General features: G+C 60.1%; 18 protein-coding genes and 3 pseudogenes. 17 read left to right on the forward strand and 4 right to left on the reverse strand.

The genetic code is table 11. The features are described 5' to 3' along the window. Window positions 1–13: 13 nt before the first annotated feature. From pyk to OMP38_RS24690, 8 genes and pseudogenes are all read left to right on the forward strand, one after another. Window positions 14–1,429: a pyruvate kinase gene (gene pyk, locus OMP38_RS24655; RefSeq protein WP_277567407.1), complete on the forward strand. Its 1,416-nt coding sequence runs from the start codon at window positions 14–16 to the stop codon at window positions 1,427–1,429. A gap of 221 nt (window positions 1,430–1,650) precedes the next feature. Then, window positions 1,651–3,076: pseudogene (gene aspA / locus OMP38_RS24660) on the forward strand (aspartate ammonia-lyase). Window positions 3,077–3,126: 50 nt separating this feature from the next. Then, window positions 3,127–4,041, forward strand: coding sequence for an aldo/keto reductase (locus OMP38_RS24665; RefSeq protein WP_277567408.1), 915 nt, complete (start codon window positions 3,127–3,129; stop codon window positions 4,039–4,041). Window positions 4,042–4,136: 95 nt separating this feature from the next. After that, window positions 4,137–4,856 carry a type 1 glutamine amidotransferase domain-containing protein gene (locus OMP38_RS24670; protein ID WP_277567409.1) on the forward strand — a complete coding sequence of 240 codons (720 nt, stop codon included), beginning with the start codon at window positions 4,137–4,139 and terminating at the stop codon, window positions 4,854–4,856. Then, entirely contained in the window at window positions 4,853–5,407 is a 555-nt protein-coding gene (locus OMP38_RS24675; protein ID WP_277567410.1) for a TraR/DksA C4-type zinc finger protein, read from the forward strand. The genes OMP38_RS24670 and OMP38_RS24675 overlap by 4 nt, the downstream gene beginning before the upstream one ends. Before the next feature lie 189 nt (window positions 5,408–5,596). Further along, the gene (locus tag OMP38_RS24680; RefSeq protein WP_277567650.1) at window positions 5,597–7,201 is read left to right on the forward strand and encodes a family 10 glycosylhydrolase; all 1,605 of its coding nucleotides are present in this window, start codon (window positions 5,597–5,599) and stop codon (window positions 7,199–7,201) included. A gap of 234 nt (window positions 7,202–7,435) precedes the next feature. Then, window positions 7,436–8,155, forward strand: coding sequence for a DUF421 domain-containing protein (locus tag OMP38_RS24685; RefSeq protein ID WP_277567411.1), 720 nt, complete (start codon window positions 7,436–7,438; stop codon window positions 8,153–8,155). After that, on the forward strand, window positions 8,076–9,008 hold the full coding sequence (locus OMP38_RS24690) for a manganese-dependent inorganic pyrophosphatase (protein ID WP_277567412.1): 933 nt from the start codon (window positions 8,076–8,078) through the stop codon (window positions 9,006–9,008). Before OMP38_RS24685 ends, OMP38_RS24690 begins: the two co-directional genes overlap by 80 nt. A 123-nt stretch (window positions 9,009–9,131) precedes the next feature. On the opposite strand, the gene OMP38_RS24695 is transcribed toward OMP38_RS24690, so the two are convergent. Next, complete coding sequence (locus OMP38_RS24695) at window positions 9,132–10,145, reverse strand: LLM class flavin-dependent oxidoreductase (RefSeq protein WP_277567413.1); 1,014 nt, start codon at window positions 10,143–10,145, stop codon at window positions 9,132–9,134. A gap of 204 nt (window positions 10,146–10,349) precedes the next feature. On the opposite strand from OMP38_RS24695, the gene OMP38_RS24700 reads away from it, so the two are divergent. The 5 genes and pseudogenes from OMP38_RS24700 to OMP38_RS35075 all read left to right on the forward strand — a co-directional run bounded on the left by OMP38_RS24700 (window position 10,350) and on the right by OMP38_RS35075 (window position 13,887). Next, window positions 10,350–10,892, forward strand: coding sequence for a GNAT family N-acetyltransferase (locus OMP38_RS24700; RefSeq protein ID WP_277567414.1), 543 nt, complete (start codon window positions 10,350–10,352; stop codon window positions 10,890–10,892). Further along, window positions 10,889–11,944: a M42 family metallopeptidase gene (locus tag OMP38_RS24705; RefSeq protein ID WP_277567415.1), complete on the forward strand. Its 1,056-nt coding sequence runs from the start codon at window positions 10,889–10,891 to the stop codon at window positions 11,942–11,944. Before OMP38_RS24700 ends, OMP38_RS24705 begins: the two co-directional genes overlap by 4 nt. Window positions 11,945–12,398: 454 nt before the next feature. Then, window positions 12,399–13,304 (forward strand): annotated as a pseudogene (locus OMP38_RS35065) (LTA synthase family protein); the annotation flags it as partial. A gap of 79 nt (window positions 13,305–13,383) precedes the next feature. Further along, a pseudogene (locus OMP38_RS35070) lies at window positions 13,384–13,551 on the forward strand (hypothetical protein); the annotation flags it as partial. A gap of 30 nt (window positions 13,552–13,581) precedes the next feature. Next, a complete protein-coding gene (locus tag OMP38_RS35075; RefSeq protein ID WP_338130659.1) occupies window positions 13,582–13,887 on the forward strand; it encodes a hypothetical protein in 306 nt (101 codons plus the stop codon). Window positions 13,888–13,921: 34 nt separating this feature from the next. On the opposite strand, the gene OMP38_RS24715 is transcribed toward OMP38_RS35075, so the two are convergent. Then, window positions 13,922–14,569, reverse strand: a complete 648-nt coding sequence (locus OMP38_RS24715; RefSeq protein ID WP_277567416.1) for a metal-dependent hydrolase — start codon at window positions 14,567–14,569, stop codon at window positions 13,922–13,924. Between the two features lie 124 nt (window positions 14,570–14,693). Between OMP38_RS24715 and OMP38_RS24720 the strand changes: the two genes are divergently transcribed. After that, window positions 14,694–14,966: a DUF3886 domain-containing protein gene (locus tag OMP38_RS24720; protein WP_277567417.1), complete on the forward strand. Its 273-nt coding sequence runs from the start codon at window positions 14,694–14,696 to the stop codon at window positions 14,964–14,966. 74 nt (window positions 14,967–15,040) lie between these two features. On the opposite strand, the gene OMP38_RS24725 is transcribed toward OMP38_RS24720, so the two are convergent. Beyond that, entirely contained in the window at window positions 15,041–15,745 is a 705-nt protein-coding gene (locus OMP38_RS24725) for a PsbP-related protein (RefSeq protein WP_277567418.1), read from the reverse strand. Window positions 15,746–16,035: 290 nt separating this feature from the next. Here OMP38_RS24725 and OMP38_RS24730 point away from each other — a divergent pair, with 290 nt between their 5' ends. Beyond that, complete coding sequence (locus tag OMP38_RS24730) at window positions 16,036–16,638, forward strand: TVP38/TMEM64 family protein (RefSeq protein WP_277567419.1); 603 nt, start codon at window positions 16,036–16,038, stop codon at window positions 16,636–16,638. 31 nt (window positions 16,639–16,669) lie between these two features. Beyond that, complete coding sequence (locus OMP38_RS24735; protein ID WP_277567420.1) at window positions 16,670–17,566, forward strand: radical SAM/SPASM domain-containing protein; 897 nt, start codon at window positions 16,670–16,672, stop codon at window positions 17,564–17,566. 538 nt (window positions 17,567–18,104) lie between these two features. Here the strand turns inward: OMP38_RS24735 and OMP38_RS24740 are convergent. Further along, complete coding sequence (locus OMP38_RS24740; RefSeq protein ID WP_277567421.1) at window positions 18,105–18,587, reverse strand: RidA family protein; 483 nt, start codon at window positions 18,585–18,587, stop codon at window positions 18,105–18,107. A gap of 520 nt (window positions 18,588–19,107) precedes the next feature. On the opposite strand from OMP38_RS24740, the gene OMP38_RS24745 reads away from it, so the two are divergent. Next, window positions 19,108–21,171, forward strand: a complete 2,064-nt coding sequence (locus OMP38_RS24745; RefSeq protein ID WP_277567422.1) for an acyltransferase family protein — start codon at window positions 19,108–19,110, stop codon at window positions 21,169–21,171. The last annotated feature ends 46 nt before the right edge of the window (window positions 21,172–21,217 follow it).

A 21,217-nucleotide genomic window follows, 5' to 3' on the forward strand; every position in this document is an offset into this window, starting at 1 on the left:
GAGGAAGAGCAACTTGAGAAAAACGAAAATCGTATGTACGATGGGACCGGCCTGCGACTCTACGGAGACGCTGAAAAGAATGATCGGAGCCGGCATGAACGTCGCGCGTCTCAACATGGCGCACGGCGAGCTGGCCGACCACAGCGGCAGAATCGCGCGCATCCGCGAAGCTGCGTCCGAGATGAACGCGCTCGTGCCCGTGCTCATGGATATCAAAGGTCCCGAAGTCCGGATCGGCAAGCTGGCCGAACCGGGGGAACTGAAGGCCGGCGATACGCTCGCGCTGACGACGGAAATCATCTTAGGCGATTTAAAGCGCATTTCTGTCAACTATAGCGAGCTTCCGCTCGTCGTTAAGCCGGGCAACCGGATCCTCATCGACGACGGCCTGATCGAGCTGACCGTCATGGAAGTGACCGCTACCGAGGTGATTACGCGCGTCGTAAACGGCGGCATCATCAAGTCCAACAAGGGCGTCAACCTGCCCGGCATCAAGACGACGCTGCCCGGCGTGACCGAGCGCGATATTATGCACATCAAGTATGGCGTCGGCGAAAACGTCGACATTATCGCGCCTTCGTTCGTGCGCCGAGCCGAGGACATTTTACAAATTCGCGGCTTGCTTGAAGAGCTGGGCGCGACGCATATCCAGATCATCTCCAAGATCGAAAACGAAGAAGGCGTCGAAAACTTGGACGCGATCATCGAAGTTTCCGACGGCATCATGGTCGCCCGCGGCGATCTCGGCGTCGAGATTCCCGTCGAAGAGGTGCCGATGATCCAGCGCCAGATGATCGAGAAGTGCAACCGCGCGGGCAAGCCCGTCATCGTGGCTACGCATATGCTGGATTCGATGCAGGTCAATCCGCGTCCGACGCGCGCCGAGGTGAGCGACGTCGCCAACGCCGTCATTCAGGGCGCGGATTCGGTCATGCTGTCAGGAGAGTCCGCCGCCGGCAAGTACCCGGTCGAATCGGTCGCGACGATGTCGAACATCGCGCTCAAGGCCGAGTCGATGCTCGATTACAAGGAAGAGTTTTTGCAGCGGGCCAAGGTTCAGCCGCAGGCGACGACCGAGGTTATCAGCCAAGCGGTCGTCAGCTCGGCGCTCGAGCTGAACGCGAAGGCGATCCTGACGCCGACGGAGAGCGGGTTTACCGCGCGGATGGTATCCAAGTACCGTCCGAAGGCGCCGGTCGTCGCGATCGCGTACGACGACAAGACGTTGATGCGACTGTGTCTGTTGTGGGGCGTCGTACCCGTCAAAGGAACGAAGGAGCAGTCGACCGACGAAGTCATCGCGGCAGCCGTGCGCCATGGCCGCGCGAGCGGTTTGATCGCCTCCGGCGACCATGTCGTCATCACGGCGGGCACGCCGATCGGCAAGTCGGGCGCGACCAATCTGATCAAGATCGAGCAGGTTGTTTAAGGGCATTAATGAATAGCGCCGGACGAATAACGGCGCAAAACGGGATCCAGCGGACGAGAAGCCGATGGATCCCGTTTTTTATATCGAACGCAGGAGGCGCGAGCGCCGGACGCCCCGCTTCGTTCGAACCGCTTCATTATGGAAATCTCCGCCCTTATGTTACAATCGGCACCAACGGCACGGCCGCGACATCCCATTACGGCGAAGGCGAGGGAAGCAAAATGAACTTTCGGATCGAACGGGACTTTCTCGGAGAGAAAGAGGTTCCGATCGACGCGTACTACGGCATTCAGACGATGCGGGCTGTCGAGAATTTTCCGATTACCGGCATTCCCGTGCATCATGAGTTGATCATCGCTTTGGCGCATGTGAAGAAAGCGGCGGCCCGCGCGAACGCTTCCACCCATATGCTGACGCAGCCCATCGCGGACGCGATCGTGCAGGCGGCGGACGAGATTATACTCGGCGGACTGGCCGATCAGTTCATCGTCGACTCGATTCAGGGCGGCGCGGGCACTTCCATTAATATGAACATGAACGAGGTGCTCGCGAACCGGGCGCTCGAGCTGATGGGCAAGGAGAAAGGCGATTACTTTCACTGCAGCCCGAACAATCACGTCAACATGTCCCAATCGACCAACGACGCGATCCCGACGGCGCTCAAGATCGCGGCCTACCTGCAGGCGCATCGCCTTCTCGACACGTTGCAGGCGCTGCAGCAAGGCTTCGAGCGCAAGGCGGAGCAATGGGACGGCATCATCAAAATGGGCCGCACCCACCTCCAGGATGCCGTGCCGATCCGGCTCGGCCAGGAGTTCGGCGCTTACGCGGCCGTCCTCGGACGCGACGTCAAGCGCATAGCCAGCGCGACCGGGCACCTGCTGCCGGTGAACATGGGCGCGACGGCCGTCGGTACGGGCTTGAACGCCAAGCCCGAGTACATAAAGGAAGTCGTGCTGCTCATGGCGGAGGATCTGGGCATCGCCCTGGAATCCGCGGACAATCTCGTCGACGCGACGCAGAATACGGACGCGTATACGGAGCTGTCCGCAGCGCTCAAGGTATGCGCGGTCAATTTGTCTAAAATCTGCAACGACATTCGCCTCATGGCTTCAGGTCCGCGGGCGGGACTTGGGGGAGCTCGCGCTGCCGCCAAGGCAGCCCGGCTCGTCGATCATGCCCGGCAAGGTCAACCCGGTCATGGCGGAGGTCGTGAACCAGACCGCCTTTCAGGTGATCGGCAACGACCATACGATTTGCCTGGCCTCTGAGGCGGGCCAATTCGAGCTCAACGTCATGGGGCCGGTCATCGCGCTCAACCTGCTTCAGTCGCTGCGCATTTTGCGCAATGCGGTCGACGTGTTCATCCAGTTCGCGCTGGATGGCATGGAGGCGAACCTCGAGCGGTGCGCGACCTACGTGCGGGACAGCTTCGGCATCGTGACCGCGCTTAATCCGCATCTTGGCTACGAGGTCGCGGCGGGGCTCGTCAAGGAAGCGCTCAAGAGCGGGCAGCCGATCCGCGACATTATTCTAGAGCGGGCGCTATTGACGCCGGAAGAGATCGACGTCATCCTCGATCCGTATCATATGACTTCGCCGGGCATATCCGGAGAGTGGCTGATCGGCAAAAACGGGGATTTGTAGCTTGCGAGGAAGGTACCGTTTAATAACGAAACCCATGGGAGGGGATCGCATTGAATTTGGAAAAAAGAACGCTGGGCCGCACGGGACTGAAGGTAACGCCGATCGGATACGGATCGATGGAGCTGCGCGGCGACCGCGTATGGAGCGGCCGGCCGGTGGACGATGCGGAAGCGGGACGCGTACTGAACGAGGTGCTGGACCAGGGCATCAATTTTATCGACACGGCCTATTCCTACGGGATTGCGGAGGAATTGATCGGCAAGCATCTCGCCCGCCGCCGGGACGAATTTTTTCTCGCGACCAAATGCGGACGTGAAGTCATCGACCGCGGAGATCATGCCGACACGCCCCATTGCTGGGAGCGGCGTTTTCTGGCGGAGAGCTTCGACGAGAGCTTACGGCGGATGAAGACGGACTATGTTGACCTGCTGCAGCTTCACGGACCGATGCCGGAGGACGCGGAGCGCGAGTCGCTCGTCGCGTTTTTGCGCCGCCTTCAGCAGGCGGGCAAGGTGCGATGGATCGGCATCTCCAGCTTTTTGCCCGTCGTGCCGCATTTTATCCGCGCCGGCGAATTCGATACGATCCAGATGCCTTATTCTGCGCTCGAGCGCGCGCACGAGTCATTGATCTCCGAGGCGGCCGCCCAAGGCGCGGGCGTCATCGTGCGGGGCGGCGTCGGCAGAGGGGAGCCCGGCGCGGGCCTGGGCCAGCAGGACCAATGGGCGTTCTGGAATCGCGCCCGGATGGACGAGCTGCTGGAAGAGGGAGAGAGCCGAACGGGCTTCATGCTGCGCTTCACGCTTAGCCATCCGGACATTTCGACGATTATCATCGGGACGAAAAACCCGGGTCATCTTCGCGAAAATGTCGCGCAAGCAGCGCGCGGCACGTTGCCGGAGCACGTATACGAAGAGGCGAAACGCAGGTTGTCGGCGGCCGGCTCCGTCGTCGCGGAAGCCTAGTCGGCAAGCGATCGTCCCGCGCGGGATTATACAACTCTCCTAGGGGGTAAGAAAGGAGCATACCTATCCATTCTGCCACCTGGGAGTGATAAAATATGAATCAAACGAATCGCGTGCTGATCGTCGTGACGAACGGCAAACAGCTGGACGGCGGGCCGCTCGCCGGCGTATGGTGGTCGGAAGTCGCGGAGCCGATCGAGGAATTCGCCGCGCGGGGCTATGAAGTGTCGATCGCGAGTCCCAAAGGAGGCGAAGCCCTGGTCGATCCGGCAAGCATGAAGGATGCCGGCGATAAGGCGGAGCATTCATATAAAAAATGGCTGTCGGACACGATGCCGTTGCGGAAGGCGAAAACGCAGGATTACGAGGCGATTTTTCTCGCGGGCGGCCATGGGGCCATGTTCGATTTCCCGCATGACGTCCACCTGCAGAACCTGCTGACGGACTTCGTCACGGCGGGCAAGCCGATCGGCGCCGTCTGCCACGGCGTCGCCGGCCTTGTCGGCGCGAAGCTCGACACGAGCAATCCGCTCGTAGAGAACAAGACCGTCACGGGGTTTACGAATGCGGAGGAAGCGCAGACACCGCTTCAGGGCCGGCTCCCTTTCCTGCTCGAGACGAAGCTGAGGCAGCTGGAGGCGAAGTTCGTGGCGGGACCCGACTACGCCGAGCACGTCGAAGTCGACGGCGGTCTCGTGACGGGGCAAAATCCCGCATCCTCCCGGGCCGCCGCGCGGGCGGTTGCAGAGCTGATCGTCGCCGACAAGCCGCTTGAACATCGCCAAGGCCGCGTACCGGGAGGTGTGGCGCGATGAACGGACTGGACGAGAAGCAGCTTGCGAAGCTGAAGGAGCTTCTGCTGACGGAAAAGCACGACATCGACCGTCATTTCCTCATGGAAGCGGTAGACGGGACGACCGCGATCGCCGATGATACGGGCGAACTATCCTCTTACGACAACCACCCTGCGGATCTTGGCACGGAGACGTTCGAGCGTGAGCGCGACGCCGCGATCGACCAGCGTTATTTTGAACGCAGGGACGACGTCGAACGCGCGCTTGCCAAAATGGAAGACGGCACGTACGGACTGTGCGAGATCAGCGGAGAACCGATCGGGTACGACCGATTGGAAGCGATGCCTGCCGCCCGGTACAGCATCGCGCACGTTCCGAACGAGGAGACGGCGACGGGCGATTACCGGCCTGTGGAGGAAGACGTCATGACGCAGCCGCCTTCTGGCGCGGGCGAGCATCGCCAGCGGCAGGCCGGACGCTTCGACGATGCCGATGCTTGGAAGACCCTGGAAGAGTACGGCAACGCCTCGGATACGCAGGCGACCGGTCTCGAGACCAATCAGGACCGTTGACCGGCTTGCGCGGAAAACGCGCGAACACGGCGGATGAGAGCATTCTCATCGCGCCGTGTTTTTTATTTTAGCAACAATTGGCGGGCTTTGTCGTCTATAAAACATAGAGTCGATAGTCAAAGTCGATAGCCGGACTATCGATCACATTATGCGTGCTTGGAGGCTGTACGATTGAAACGGATTATTAAAATGGCGATGCCGCTCTTGTTCGCTCTGCTGCTCTGCTTGCCTACGGTACCGCAGGCGAGCGCCGCGAAGCTCGCCGACATCGCCGTCTATCTGGACGGCGTGAAGCTGCCTGCCGACGTGCCGCCGTATATAGACCCCAAGGCGGGAGCCACGATGGTGCCGATCCGCACCGTAAGCGAAGGCTTGGGCGCCTCGATTTTTTGGACGCAGAAGACGCAGACGGCCACGATCGCGAAAGGCGCGGATACGCTTGTCCTGACGAGCGGAAAGACGACGGCGACCGTGAACGGCAGCTCGGTTCCGCTCGATGCGTCGGTACAGAATATGGGCGGCCGAATTATGGTGCCGCTTCGCTTCATCGGCGAAAATCTCGGCCTCGACGTCGTGTGGGATCCAGGGGTCAGATCCGTCGTCATGCGCTCGAGGACCGGCGGCGAAAACGAAGGCGAAAACGGAGGCGGAGAACAGGAGGGCAGCCAGGGGGGCGGGGAGACGAACGAAAGCCTCCGCGGCGCCTGGATTTCGACCGTTTACAACCTGGACTGGCCGTCGGCCGCGGCTTCCGGCAACGAAAACAAGCAAAAGCAACAATTTTCGGCGATGCTGGACCAATTTCAGCGGATGGGTCTCAATGCCGTATTCCTGCAGGTGCGTCCCGCTTCGGACGCCCTATACCGTTCTTCGCTCGTGCCTTGGTCCAAGGTGCTGACAGGCACGCAGGGGCGCGATCCCGGCTATGATCCGCTGGCATATCTCGTCGAGGAGACGCATCGGCGGGGCATGCAGTTCCATGCCTGGTTCAATCCGTTCCGCGCGAATACGGACACGAAGACCGCCTCGCTCGCCGGCAACCACGTTGCGGTGCAGCATCCCGAATGGATCGTGACGACGGGCACAACGTCGTATATCAATCCGGGCATACCGGAAGCCAGGCAGCACATCATCGATACGATCATGGAAGTCGTGAATGGATACGACATCGACGGCGTGCACCTGGACGATTATTTTTATCCGTCGAGCGGCGTCTTCAGCGACGATGCGACGTTCGCCTTGCACAATCCTTCGGGCATCTTGCTTAAGACGGATTGGCGTCGAGACAACATCAACGCGTTCGTACGCGATCTCGGCATATCGATCCATGCGGCCAAGCCGAGCGTATCGTTCGGGATCAGCCCCTTCGGCGTCTGGCGGAACGTCGCGGACGATCCGACCGGTTCCGACACGAAGGCGGGCGTCACGGCCTATGACAATATGTACGCCGACGTGCGGACGTGGATCAGGCAGGGCTGGATCGATTATGTCGCTCCGCAAATTTACTGGAGCATGTCCAACGCCGCCGCGCGATACGACAAGCTCGTCGACTGGTGGTCTAGCGAGGTCGCGGGCACGAGCGTGAAGCTGTATATCGGCCATGCCACCTATAAGCTTGGCACGGCCGAGGCCGGGTGGCAGTCGGCGGGCGAGATCGTTAATCAGCTTAAATACAATGCCGCGCGCCCGATGGTTCAGGGCGATGTTTACTACAGCGCGTCGTCGCTGCTTAAAAATACCCTCGGCATCGTGCAGGCGCTCCAAAATTATTACGATCAATACGCGAACTCATAAACCTACGCGGTCCCCCTGGCATTGACGTCCGGGGGGATTTCTTTATGATTAATGGCCTGATTATTTCGGGTAATGATGGACATTCGCCGGATTCGGTTAGAAGGAGAATTTGTCCATGATTGAGATGATCGCCTTTAAGCTCGTCATCGCGATTTTCGGCCTCTGGCTCATGACGCGCTTGCTGGGAAAAAAGAGATCTCGCAACTGACCGCTTTCGATTTTGTATCCTCGCTCATGTTAAGCGAGCTGGTCGGGAATACGATCTACGACAAGGACGTGAAGATATTCCATTTGCTGTTCGCGCTTGCGCTCTGGACTTGTCTGTCCATCGGTCTCGAGAAGCTCAGCATATTGTTTCCGCGCCTGGGCCGTCTTGCGAGCGGCAAACCCGAGCTGCTCATACATAACCGCAAGATCATTTATCCAGCGATGAAACGCAACAATCTGGATTTCGAGCAGCTGCATGCGATGCTCAGGCAGAGCGGCGTGTTCGCGATCAGCCAGGTGGAATACGCGGTGCTGGAGACGAACGGCAGCCTGAGCGTGATGCTGAAGTCCGACGTCGAGGAAGGGGAGCGCGAGGATCTGCAGCCGCCGACCGCGGAAGTCGTGCTGCCGGTGGCACTCGTGGTGAACGGACGGATCGACGCCGCAAGCCTGCGCGACCTCGGCAAAGACGGCGGATGGCTCGTTCGAGAGCTATTGAAGCAAGACGTAGAGGACGTGAAAAAAGATTTTGTACGCCGAATGGAGCGAAGGGGGAGGGCCTGCACGTGCAGCTCAAATCCTGACAAAAACGGGAAGCCCGACTTGCTTGGCCGGCTTCATGTGCGTTATAATTTTGAAGCCAATTCTATTAAAGAGGAGTATGAAGATGGGAAAAGTATTGATCTTCGGTCACAAAAATCCGGATACGGATACGATCTGCTCCGCGATCGCCTACGCGGCGCTTAAGAACAAGCTCGGCGTCGAAGCGGAAGCCGTACGTTTGGGCAATGTCAGCGCCGAAACCCAATTCGCGCTCGACACCTTCGGCGCGGTCGCGCCGCGTCTCGTCGAGACCGTCGCTTCCGAAGCGAAGCAAGTCATTCTCGTCGACCATAACGAACGCCAGCAAAGCGTCTCCGATATCGACCAAGTGCAAGTGATCGAAGTCATCGACCACCACCGGATCGCCAACTTCGAGACGAGCGCGCCGCTGTATTACCGCGCGGAGCCGGTCGGTTGCACGGCTACGATCCTCAAGAAGCTGTATAAGGAAAACGGCGTCGAGATCGAAAAGAACGTCGCGGGCCTGATGCTTTCCGCCATCATCTCCGATTCCTTGCTGTTCAAGTCGCCGACCTGCACGCAGGAAGACATCGACGCCGCTCGCGAGCTGGCCCGGATCGCCGGCGTCGACGCCGACACGTACGGCCTTGACATGCTGAAGGCGGGCGCGAACCTGCTCGACAAGTCGATCGACGAGCTCGTCTCGCTCGACGCGAAGGAGTTTTCGATGGGCGCCGCTAAGGTCGAGATCGCGCAAGTGAACGCGGTCGACGTGAACGACGTGCTCTCCCGCCAAGGCGAGCTCGAAGACAAGCTGAACGGCATCATCGCCGCCAAGGGCCTCGACCTGTTCCTGTTCGTCGTGACGGACATCCTGAACAACGACTCGGTCGGCGTCGCCCTGGGCAAGTCCGCGGCGGTCGTCGAACAGGCTTACGGCGTCAAGCTTGACGGCAACAAGGCGGTCCTCAAGGGCGTCGTTTCCCGCAAATCGCAGATCGTGCCGGTACTGACGGACACGTTCAACAAGCAATAATCGGACCGGTCCCGATTCGCCAATCGCGGACCAACAGTAGAAGCCGCCTCGAGAGGCGGCTTCTTTGCGTCGTGCATATAAGATGACCTGAGCCAGTAAACGGGACGGACAGGGACGCTCGGGTTAAACGCCGTCAGCAGTCAATCCGAATGATTCGGCGACAAGGCGGTACGAGCGCAGCCGCGCCTCGAAGTCATGCGTCACGGTGACGATCATCAGCTCGTCGATGCCAAGCCGTTCGGACATGTCCTCGAGCTGCCGCTTGATGGACGCCGGCGTACCGACGATTCGGCGGTGCGCGCCGGAGGCGATCCGCATCCGATCGTACTCCGTATACGGATAAGCCTCCGCGGTCTCGACGCTCGGGAAACGGTCGAGCAGTCGCCCGTTCTCGAGCGACAGGAAAAACAGCTCGGTGCTCGAAGCGAGGCGGCGCGCTTCTTCTTCGGTATCCGCGCAAATGACGTAAACGGCCGCGAGCAGCTTCGGAACGTCGTTGAGCGCGGACGGCTTGAAGCGATCTTTATAATGCTGAACCGACGCTTCGCTGTCGGGTACGCCGAAAAACTGGGCATAGCCGTAGGCGGCCCCGATCTCCGCCGCGATCGCGGCGCTGCCGAAGCTCGAGCCGAGCAGCCATAGCTCCGGCGTCGTCGGGATGGAGGGAGAGGCCGTCAGCCCCTTGAACCTGTGCTTTTCGGGAAGCGCGTCGTTCAAGTAGCCGATCAGGTCGGCCACTTGCTGCGGGTAGTTGTCGATATGAGAGATCTTGCCTTCCTGCAGCGCGCGCGTAGAGATCGGCATCCCGCCCGGCGCGCGCCCAAGGCCGACGTCGATGCGGCCCGGATGGAGCGCCTCGAGTACTCTGAAATTTTCAGCAACCTTGTATGCGCTGTAGTGGGACAGCATGACCCCGCCGGAACCGACCTTGATGTGCCGCGTGTTCGCGGCCAGGTGGGCGATCAATACTTCGGGGCTGGAGGATGCGAGCGCGTGGGAGGCATGATGCTCCGCCACCCAATACCGGTAATAGCCGAGCCGGTCCGCTAACTTGGCCAGCTCGGTCGTCTCGCGAAGCGCGTCGGACGCCGTGCGTCCTTCTGCGATCTGCGACTGATCCAATATGCTTAATTTCATGAAGCCTTCACCTCGGCGTTCGAATTTGTGCGATCTAGCATGCGACTTTAATCTGTGATTTATAATCGCACATTTAACGGCAAAATGCCAGCGCCTAAACTCGTTAGGCTGAAAAAGGGGCCGCAGGCTTGCTGCAGGTTGGACTTTTCAAATCCGGTGGACTAATATTATGAAATAAAAAAAGGACTTGCGGGAGGTGCCGGGATGGAGCTGACGCTGCAGGACAAGCCCGACGATTCGACTTGGCGACAGGCGCTGGCGCTTTATCGCGACGCCTTTGCCGCCGAGGGACGAAAACCCGACGCGATCTTGGAACGCATGTTCAAAAAACGGATTAGCGTGCTCGCAACCGGCATGGAGGACGGCGTCATGAAGGCGATGGCCATCTGCGGCGTCTTGGCGGGGCCCAAACTGCTGCTGATCGATTATTTGGCGGTCCGCGAGACGGATCGGAGGCGCGGCGCGGGCACGGAATTCGTCTCTTTGATCGCGGATTGGGCTATGACGCAGAGACTCGACGGTCTTCTAATCGAGGCGGAAGCGGAGGACACGCCGGAAAACGATGCCCGAATCCGTTTTTGGGAGAGATGCGGGTTCGAGCGCACGGAATACGTTCATCAATATATTTGGGTGCCCGAGCCTTACCGGGCGATGATCCGTTATTTCGAGCCGGACCGCTTCGCGGCGCCGGACGGCCGCGAGTTGTTTCGATATATCAGCGAGTTTCACGGGAGGTCTTTCAGATGAAGGAATCGGCGATCCGGTCGCTGGACCGGGATTACATATTGGCATGGCTGGCTCGCCTGCTCGGCTGTCCGAGCCCGAGCGGCTACTGCATGGAGATCGCCGCGATGCTGAGGGAGGAGGCCGCAAGACTTGGCTACGCCTGCGAGACGACGCCCAAAGGCAACGTAATCGTCACCGTGCCGGGGCGGGATAAGGGGCCGGCCGTCGGCTTGTCCGCCCACGTCGACACGCTCGGCGCGATGGTGCGCGCGGTCAAGGCTGCCGGCACGCTGCGGTTCACGCCGATCGGCGGCTATGCGATGCAGACGGTCGAAGGCGAGTACTGCACCGTCCATGCGCGCGACGGTCGCCGATATGAGGGGACGGTGCTGTCGACGAAGCCGTCGGTTCACGTATATTCGGATGCGCGGGAATGGAAGCGCGAGGAAGAGAATATGGAGATCCGGATCGACGAGGACATTCGTTCCAAGGACGACGCGCTCGCGCTAGGCATCGCGCCGGGCGACTTCGTGTCGTGGGATCCCCGGACACGGATCTATCCGAACGGCTGGATCAAATCCCGTCATCTGGACGACAAGGCGAGCGTCGCCGCGTTGTTCGGGCTCCTCGAATGGCTGAAGCGAACGGGTCAAGCGCCGATCAGGAACCTGAAGCTCGTCTTCTCAACGTACGAAGAGGTCGGTCACGGCGCGGCCTGGATTCCCGCCGATATCGAGGAGTTAATCGCGGTCGACATGGGTGCGCTCGGCGACGATCTTTCCGCAACGGAGCGGGACGTCTCGATCTGCGCCAAAGATTCGTCCGGGCCGTACGACTACGGGATGACGACGCGTCTAGTCGAGCTTGCGAAGCGGGAAGGCATCCCCCATGCGGTCGACATCTATCCGCATTACGGCTCGGATGCCACTGCCGCCCTACGCGGCGGAAGCAATATCCGCGCCGCGCTCATCGGTCCCGGCGTGCATGCCTCGCACGGCATGGAGCGCACGCATGCGGACGCCATTCTGGGAACGGCCGCGCTGCTGATCGCATATGTCACCGATGAACGGTAACCGCGCGGATGGCGGCTTTGGACCGAAGTCGAGCCGCGTTTCAGCTTCGGCCGGGCTGCCGAGCGGAAGGGCGGCGATCCGAAGGACACTACGGTTTCCCGCTGTTTTTCTTGTCATGACCGCCTTGCTCTGGATCAAGATGGGTCTGCTCCGTTATTTTACGTTCGGCGAGATCGCGTGGCGTCATCTCGGCGCCGATGCCGCCGCGATAGCCGCGTTGGCGAGTCTCTTGGCGCTGATCCTTCCGGGGCGAGGCCGTGGCGTCGCATGCTGGATTGTCGACGCGGTCGTCTCGACGATCTTGTTCGCGGCGACGCTCTACTTCGCCCACTTCGGATCGATGCCGACGTATACGGCGCTGCTCGAGCTGCATCAAGTCCCGCAAGTCCAGGCCAGCGTGCAATCGACGATGAACCCGCTGTATTATTTGTTTTTCGCCGATTTGCCGGTCTGGATGGGCGCGTGGTTCATCTTGCGGAGGCGGCCGGCGGCACGCATCGCATCCGTGGCCAATCGCAGATGGTTGGCGGCGATCGCGCTCGTCGTTTGCGCGGGCATCGTAGCAGCCGGCGTCCGCGAAGGGCTCGGCATCGACAACGAGCTGGCGGCTGCCGACCGCGAAGGCTTCTTGAGCTACCAGCTCATCGCCGCGATCAAGGCGGACCGCGAATCGCGCCAAGCGTCGGCGGCCGACCTGGCGCAGACCGTGAGCGAGATCGATGCGCTGCAAGCATCGTTTCCCTATCGAAAAAGCGCGGGCGCGGCGCCGGCGCATTTCGGCGAAGCGGCCGGCAGCAATCTGATCGTCTTGCAACTGGAGGCGTTTCAGAACTTCCCGCTTCATCTGGAGGTCGACGGACGAGAGGTGACGCCGGTGCTGAACAAGCTGGCGGACGAATCGTATTATTTCCCGCGCGTCTACCAGCAGATCGGACAAGGGAACACGTCTGACGCCGAATTCATGGCGAACACGTCGATCTATCCGACCGCGAAGATCGCGATGTCCACGGGATACGGCGACAGAGCGCTGCCGAGCCTGCCGAGGCTGCTTCAGCAAGACGGCTACAAGGCTTTTACGTTCCATGTCAACGACGTCAAGTTCTGGGATCGCAACCGGCTCTATCCCGCGCTCCATTTCGATCGGTACTTCGACAAGCCTAACTATATAAACGATCACTTCAACGAATTCGGGGCTTCGGACGAAGAGCTGTATCGTTTCGGCCTCGAGGAGCTGGCGAAAACGAGCGCGGCGGGAACGCCGTTTTACGCGCAGTTCGTGACGGCATCCAGCCACTTTCCGTTTAAGGTGCCGAAGGATCGGCAGCGGCTGAAGGTGCCGGAATCCCTGGAGGGCACGCAGCTCGGCGATTATTTGATCGCGGCGAACTATACGGATTATGCGATCGGCCAATTGATCGAAGGGCTTAAAAAAGGAAGGATTGTGGGATCTTACGACGCTAGCCGTCTACGGGGATCACTACGGACTTCAGCCGGACGACAACGATCCGGCGTGGGTCAGCCGGGAGCTTGGCATCAAGTACGATTCGCGCGTCTCCCGCCTGAATATCCCGTTTATCGTGCATACGCCCGGTCAACCGGGCGGGCGGCGGGTCGAGCAGGTCGGCGGCCAGCTTGACATGATGCCGACGATCGCCAACCTACTCGGGGAAAAGCCCCGCGACGCGGGCATCGTCGCATTCGGTCAGGATCTGCTGAATATCGACCGGAACGTGGTCGGCAGCCGCTATTATTTGCCGACCGGCTCGTTTTTTAACGACGAGGTGCTGTACGTGCCCGGGACAGGCTTCGACGACGGTACGGCGGTATCGCTGGACACGATGGAGCAGGTCAAAGACCTGTCGCCGTACCGCGGCGACTACGACTACATCATGAAGCTGATGGGACTGTCGGACCGGTACGTCCGCTTGCTTCCAAAAAGATAAACGAGCGGCATAAGTACCGCGCATTCATTCAGCATTAAAAGAAGGGCAGCTTGATCGACTTGCGGTAGAGCGGATACAGCCACTTGACGCCGAGCGAGGTCAGCGTATCCGCGATCAAATGAGACGCGTAGCCGGCCGCCGCGACGACGGCGATGCCCGGAATGTCCCGCTCGGCTTCGAGCTCCCGGCCGAGCCAGTACCAGACCGCCAGCGCCCACACGGTATGGGTCATGCCCCGGTGCTTGAGCCAGGGCGCCCATGCGGTATAGGCGCCGAGTCCGATCAGCCACGTCTCGCCGCTTCTGGCGCCGGCGACGGCCAGACCGATGCCGATAAGAGAGACGAGGCCGTTGCGGATCGTGCCCGAGGAGACCGACATGAGCACCAGCATGAGCGGGATGCCGATCCAGCCGAGCACCGCAGGTACGGCTTGGCCGGTCGCGTACAAGTAGAGCGCTGCCGCGGCGGCCGCCACGCCGCCGCCGAGCGCGCCGCGATGGATCGCTCTGGAGAGGCCGCCGAGCTTGGCGCTCAGCATGTTCGTCCCGTCCAGATCGGGCGCGAGCGCGGAAAAGGCCGCCGCCGCTATGTAAGCGGAGGACTGGACGGGACCGGGCGCATAATAGCAGGCCGCGGCGGCGCCGACGACGAGACCGATGACGAGATGGGTGGAACCTTTCATGAAAGAACCTCCGTCTTACTGGATTGCCGATGTCATGGACAGGCATGCGAACATTTGTTTGACCATTATACCTGCAGGACGAAGTTTCCACAACCGCGCTATAATCGAATTAGAGGTGATCGCGATGGCGAAGAAAAAAGCGGGCGCGCCGCGTCGGCCGGCAGCCAGGAAAGAAGAACCGGCGGCGACGGGATCGACGCTGAAGGAGCTGCTCAGCGCGGAAACGCTGGAGAAGCTGAAGGCGCGCGCGGATTCGATCAAGGAAGAAGACCGGAAGCGGGCGGAGGAAAAGCGGGCGGCCGAGGAGGCCGCCAAGCAGGCAGAGGAAAAGCGGCTTGCCGGCGACTTCGGGCATTTGCTGGACAACAGCCGTCTCGATTGGAAATCGTTCAAGTAAAAGAGGACGGACGAAAAAGGGACCGAAGCCGCTTCGCAAGCGGCTTTCGGTCCCTTAATCATGCGTTTACGCGTTTATTCGTAGGAAAGCGTGTCGATCATTTCGCCGACCGTATCCTGATATTTTTCCACGTTGCCCGGCTCCGCCGTATAGGTGACGATATACGCCTTTTCGCCTTCGATGATCGCCGCTTGCTGCCAATGCAGGTCATATTGGCCTTGCGTGCCGGTATATTCGAGGAAAAAGGCGTGATCTTCTTCGGACTTTTCGGAGCTGACCAGCTTGAAGTCCGTAATCATTTTTTCAAGCGCCTTTTGCGTCTCGTCCGCGTACTGTTCTAGCGAGCCCGTAGCGGCGCCGCCCAGTTGTTGGACGACCAGCGTCACGTTTTCTTTGAAGGGATCCGTATCGCTGTCGGCCGGCGACAGGAACGCGGCGCTCACGCCCTGAATGTCGGTCTGCACGGTCCAATCTTTCGGATACTGAATGCTGTAGCCGTCCTCGGCGTCTTCGTACAACTGAAAGCCCGATTTTAGCTCTCCGTCGGGATGAGCGGCTGCCTCGGAGGCGTTGCCGGCTTCCGAACTCGCACTTGGGCTCGCACTTGGGCTCGCGCTCGGACTTGCCGGCAAGCTCGCGGTCGCCGTCGCGGCCGGGCTGTCCGTCGCGGCCGGTTCATTGTTTTCCCCGTTGCTTCCGCACGCGGCTAGCATCAGCGCCAGACCGACCGGTGCCGTCCATTTGAGGTAGGAAATCGTTTGCTTTGCCTTGCTTTTCATCGTTTCTCTCTCTCCCTTAGTTCGTTCGTCTATTCATATCGAATCAAACGGTGCCTTGTTGAATGTACACCGCTCCGCCGGATCGCAAACGCAAAAACGAAGAATTAAGGAAAATTTTAGTGAAACCGGCCGCCCGGCGGGTACGATATAGTTTGGATGCATCGTTCGGTCCTGTCCCGCGTATAATCCTTTTGCTTGTATGCCCGCCGACATGGTAAGGTACAATCAGAGTCTGATACCGGAAGCGGTCAAGGGAACGCAAGAAAGAAATCAAAAGGGGGGACCGGAGCTTGAGCGATTTGTTTAATAACGCCATAGACTGGCTGCTGGAGACGACCAACCTCCAGGGTTTCTATGTGCTGTTGCTCACCGTGCCTCTGGCGATCGTACAAGGATTTTTCGGCATTTTTCCTTTTTCCACGCTGATTTTTCTGCAGATCTCCGCGCTGGGCCTGGTCAACGGACTAATCACGAGCTGGCTCGTCGGCATCATCGCTTCGCTGGTCGTCTATTACGCTTGCAAGTATTTGTTCGCGGACTGGTTCGACCGCAAGATGAAGGCGAAGGCCGGCCGCTATGAAAAGTGGCAGGGTTACTTCATGAAATACGGCGTATGGTCGATCATCTTCCTGCGCACGCTGCCGATCATGCCGAACAACGTCATCTCGTTCATGGCTTCGTTGTCCAAAATCTCGCATCGGTCGTACATGGTCTCGTCGTTCGTCGGCGTCATGTCCCACATATGGCTGTTCGGCATCGTCAGCTCGTCGATTTTATTCCCGGAGACCGACATCGGTTTGTTGATCGGCTCCTATTTATTGTTTTGCGCGGCGCTGACGGGCATATTCGCGGCGCAGCTGCTGCGGGAGCGCAGAAGGGCAAGGGGCGTCTGACGACCGGAACCGCAAAAGGAGCGACATTCGTTTGAAAAGATTCAAAAAGTTTTATATCGAAATCACGAGCGTGTGCAACCTGGCATGCTCTTTCTGTCCGCCGACCGAACGAAAATCAAAATTCATACGGATCGAAGACTTCGCGCATACGCTCGATCAGGTCAAGCCGTATACGGACCATATCTATCTGCACGTGAAGGGCGAGCCGATGCTTCATCCGAAACTGGATCAGCTGATGGATTTGAGCCACGAGAAAGGCTTCAAGGTGAACCTGACGACCAACGGCACGCTGCTGCACAAGGCGGGTCCCAAGCTGCTCGGCAAGCCTGCGCTGAGACAAATCAATTTCTCGCTGCATAGCGAGGGTCCGCATATGGAGGAGCCGAACAAGGAGAATTACGTGCTCGGTATTGTCGCGTTCGCGAAGGAAGCGGTACGGACCGGCGGCGTCACGATCTCGCTGCGATTGTGGAACCTCGAGATGGACAATGCGGAAAACGCGTCGAGAAGCCGCAACCGCGACATTCTCGCGCTCCTCGAACGGGAGTTCGGTCTCGCGCGTCCGATCGAGGAGACCTGGGAACGGGGGAAAGGCCTGAAGCTGGCCGACCGCATCTATCTGAACCAGGACCATGAATTTAAATGGCCGGACCTCGCCGAGCCGGAGGACGAAGGCAGAGGCTTTTGCCACGGGCTGCGCAATCAGGCCGGCGTGCTATCAGACGGGACGGTCATTCCGTGCTGCCTGGACGGCGAGGGCGTCATTAACCTGGGCAACATTCACGAGCGGCCGTTCGCCGACATTATCGAGGGCGAGCGGGCGCAGCGCATGTACGACGGATTTTCCCGACGCGAAGTCGTCGAGGAGCTGTGCAGAAAATGCGGCTACCGACAGCGCTTCGGCCTGCGCAGCCGGGCATCGGACTGAGATCGCGCTCTTCTATGAAGTCGGGGCACATGAACATAATATTATATAAAGTCCGCGTCTAACGCGGATTTTTTGTATAGGTTAGAAAGTACTTGCTAGCCTTACGATGACGTTATGCGGCAAGGTAAGCGTGAGAGGCAAATGAGAATTGCGGGAGTAACCGAAGGCAAGCCGAGCGAAGATATTGGACTCAGATGACGCTATTTCGTAAAAAACGGTGCAATTGCGATCATTTCGGACTGGAGAATCGTTATTCGCCCAGATCAAGGCTAAAAAAAAGGTTTCTAATCCCGCAATAGAGGCTACTGGGTCCCCAAGTGGGCCGAAAAGCCCGATAGGAACAAAAATAAGGGCTCCTAGTCCGTACGCTGCGCGCCATTGCGAAAACAAAGGCCGCAGGCGGCTTTTCTTATGCTGGCGCGCGAAGCTGTTCGGCTTTTTGTTCTGTGACGATACACTTTCTTGTCCAGTGTTAAAGACAAAATCATGTATCGTCTCGGTTGGAAGGGCCTCGAAGGCTCAACTGCTTTAAACGCAGCTACGCCTTGAACGCAAGCTCCGCTGCAATGACGACCGGGCAGCTCAGCGGCGTGGCGGCGACGCCCATCGCCGTGCGGGCATGCTGGGCGATCTCGCGGCCGAATAGACGATGAAGGAGCGCGGAACATCCGTTCACGACGTTCGTCGTTCGGTTAAAGTCCGGCGCTGCCAATACGTAGCCGTCGACCCGCAACCAAGCGGTAATGCGATCCAAATCTCCGATGGCTCGTCTGACGCTGCCCAGCGCCGCGAGCGTCGCGAGCCGGGCAGCCTCTGCCGCCTGCTCCGCCGTCACTTCTGCCCCCACGCGGCCGAACGGACCGATGACGCTGCCATCGGCCGCCTGCGGACCGTGTCCGGACACGTAAACCCGATCCCCGTGCGCGCGCGCCCACGCAAAATCCAATATGACGTCCGCCGGCACCTTGGCCGGCTCAGGCAGATACAAGCCCATTTCGCTAATGCGGCGTTCAATCTCCATGGCCATACCTCCTTCTAATCGTCTTTCTAACATTCAACGGAGCCAGGCGCGTATCCTTCCGCCCCGATCCCACAGCTCGATCGCGGTTTGCGGGCGGCCCGTTCCAGATTGGCTAAAACTCGGCTGTTCCCCATGTGCCTATCGCGGTTTCGTCCCATTAGGGTCAGTCTCTTTTCGGTATACAAAAATCATTAAAAATATCTTTTTTTCTTGAACATTGGACAGTGGTTCGCCGTCTAATGATTGAATGTCAAAATCATTGGAAATTTGTCCGATTCACAGGACAAGAGGAGGGATGCCGGAGCAGTCGCATAGTCGGATGTTAGACCGAACGCAGCGCTAGTCCTTGACACGCAAGTGACCGCTAGAACGCCGCATGATCAGGCATCGCCCGGATATTCGAACCGGCAAAGGCACCATCCCAGCCAACGGGGCTATCGAACGACGAATGATGTTTTAACGAAGAACCAATCAGATGATCCGAGCAAGTGTCAAGAGCTGCCAAAGGAGTCCGCTAAGCATGCATACAACTAAATCCGCAACATCCCGCTACATGCCGGGTCTGGACGGTCTGAGGGCGATCGCGGTCATCGCGGTCATCGCCTATCATCTGGACTTCGACTGGGCCTCGGGAGGCCTATTGGGCGTCGGCGTGTTTTTTGTGCTGTCCGGTTACCTCATTACGGATCAGATCGTCTCCGAGCTTCACCGGGAGGGCTGTCTGAACCTGAAAAGGTTCTGGCTGCGCCGCGCGCGCAGATTGCTGCCCGCCATGCTGCTTGTCATGGCCGCCGTATCGCTTTATTTACTGTTATTCGACCGTGATCGGCTGCCGTCGCTGGCAGGCGACGTGTGGTCGGCCGTCACTTATACAAGCAACTGGTACTTAATCTTTCATCACGTGTCTTACTTCGAGAGCTTCGGGCCGCCTTCGCCGTTCGGACATCTATGGTCGCTCGCGGTCGAAGAGCAGTTCTACCTGCTGTGGCCGCTGCTCCTGCCGGCGGCGGCGGCCCTGCTCGGACGCCGGGGCAAGACGGCTCTGGCCGTCGCAGCGGCAGCCGCCGCGTCGGCCGTCCTGATGGCCGCGCTATACGTGCCCGGAGCCGATCCGAGCCGAATTTACTACGGCACCGACACGCGGGCGTTCGGGCTGCTGATCGGCGCGGCGCTTGCGCTTGTCTGGCCGAGCGGCAGACTGTCCGCGGGTTTGCCGAGGCGCTACCGGCTCGGTCTAGACGGTGCCGGCATCGCCGCGCTTACGGGCATCTTGCTGATGATGCGCGACACGAGCGAATACGATTCTTTTCTGTACCGGGGCGGTTTGGTCGCGCTCTCGCTCCTCGCGGCGGCGCTCGTCGCCGCGCTCGCACATCCGGATAGCCGGCTTGGCGATTGGCTGGGCTGCGGGCCGATGCGCTGGATCGGCAAGCGGTCCTATGGCATCTATTTGTGGCATTATCCGGTCATTGCCTTGAGCGAAAAGCAAGTAAATACGGACGGTCCGGAGCCGCTTCGCATTGCGCTTCAGCTCGCCGTCAGCGTCGCGCTTGCCGCGCTGTCCTACCGCTACGTGGAAAACCCGGTTCGACGCCGCGGCCTGGCCGCCGTCAGGGACGGCTTGCTCGCCGCAACGGCAAGTCTCGCGAGCGGCATGCGATCCGGCCGCCGGTCCGCTCCGAGCCGTCCGGCGGCGTGCTTGTCCGTCGCGGCGCTCATCTTGCTGTGCGTATCCTGCACGGGCGGCGCCCAGCCGCTGAGTGAGGGCGCTAAGGCTGTCGCTTCGGACGGGACCGGCGTCATCGCAGGCCCGGGCCTGGACGCTGGCGATGCCTCGGGCGGTCCGACAGCCGGCGGAGGAGACGGAGGCGCGGCTGTAGTGCCCGTCAAAGATCATGTCGGCACGTCGAAGCCGACACCGAAGCCGACGTCCAAGCCGGCTTCCGGTCCGACGTCCGGTGCTGTGGCGACCCCAACGTCCGAGCCTACGCCTAAGCCTTCGGCAGACGTCAATCCGCCGGCTAAGCCCGCGCAGTCGCCTTCGCCGAAGCCGTCCGCATCTCCGGCGCCGCAGCAAGGCGCTGGGGCCGGAGCGGGAAGCGTTGGTTCGGAGGCGCCGCGCAGCGGAGAAGGCATTACCGTCATCGGCGACTCGGTCATGCTGAACGTGAAGCCGTATCTCGAAGCGCGGCTGCCGGGCATCGTCGTCGACGGCGAGGTCGGCCGGCAGATGCGGGAGGCGCCGGACGAGATCGATGCGCTCAAGCGCAACGGGCAGCTCGGCAGCCGCGTCGTCGTAGAGCTGGGCACGAACGGCTCGTTTACGAAGAAACAGCTGACGAAGCTGCTCGACGCGCTTGCCGGCGCGGACGAAGTGATCTTGATGAATACGCGCGTCCCCCGCAAGTGGCAGGATACGGTCAACGGCATGCTGGACGATATCGCACCCGATTATCCGAACGTCTCGATCGGCGATTGGTACGGCGCCAGCGGCGGACACGACGAATACTTCGGGAAGGACGGCGTCCATCTGGGGAAAACCGGCTCGCAGGCTTACGCGAAGTTGGTCGCGGACCTTCTCTAAGACAACAAGCGATAACCGGTATGCGCGATGCTTCAGCATCGGCACC

Origin of the sequence: Cohnella ginsengisoli, assembly GCF_029525555.1 — a bacterium.
Classification (GTDB): Bacteria; Bacillota; Bacilli; order Paenibacillales; family Paenibacillaceae; genus Cohnella; species Cohnella ginsengisoli.

Coding starts and splice junctions, on each gene's coding strand:
- OMP38_RS24670 (WP_277567409.1), top strand. CDS start 4,137: ATGAATCAAACGAATCGCGTGCTGATCGTCGTGACGAACGGCAAACAG.
- OMP38_RS24675 (WP_277567410.1), top strand. CDS start 4,853: ATGAACGGACTGGACGAGAAGCAGCTTGCGAAGCTGAAGGAGCTTCTG.
- OMP38_RS24680 (WP_277567650.1), top strand. CDS start 5,597: ATGGCGATGCCGCTCTTGTTCGCTCTGCTGCTCTGCTTGCCTACGGTA.
- OMP38_RS24685 (WP_277567411.1), top strand. CDS start 7,436: ATGTTAAGCGAGCTGGTCGGGAATACGATCTACGACAAGGACGTGAAG.
- OMP38_RS24690 (WP_277567412.1), top strand. CDS start 8,076: ATGGGAAAAGTATTGATCTTCGGTCACAAAAATCCGGATACGGATACG.
- OMP38_RS24695 (WP_277567413.1), bottom strand. CDS start 10,145: ATGAAATTAAGCATATTGGATCAGTCGCAGATCGCAGAAGGACGCACG.
- OMP38_RS24700 (WP_277567414.1), top strand. CDS start 10,350: ATGGAGCTGACGCTGCAGGACAAGCCCGACGATTCGACTTGGCGACAG.
- OMP38_RS24705 (WP_277567415.1), top strand. CDS start 10,889: ATGAAGGAATCGGCGATCCGGTCGCTGGACCGGGATTACATATTGGCA.
- OMP38_RS35075 (WP_338130659.1), top strand. CDS start 13,582: ATGATGCCGACGATCGCCAACCTACTCGGGGAAAAGCCCCGCGACGCG.
- OMP38_RS24715 (WP_277567416.1), bottom strand. CDS start 14,569: ATGAAAGGTTCCACCCATCTCGTCATCGGTCTCGTCGTCGGCGCCGCC.
- OMP38_RS24720 (WP_277567417.1), top strand. CDS start 14,694: ATGGCGAAGAAAAAAGCGGGCGCGCCGCGTCGGCCGGCAGCCAGGAAA.
- OMP38_RS24725 (WP_277567418.1), bottom strand. CDS start 15,745: ATGAAAAGCAAGGCAAAGCAAACGATTTCCTACCTCAAATGGACGGCA.
- OMP38_RS24740 (WP_277567421.1), bottom strand. CDS start 18,587: ATGGAGATTGAACGCCGCATTAGCGAAATGGGCTTGTATCTGCCTGAG.
- OMP38_RS24745 (WP_277567422.1), top strand. CDS start 19,108: ATGCATACAACTAAATCCGCAACATCCCGCTACATGCCGGGTCTGGAC.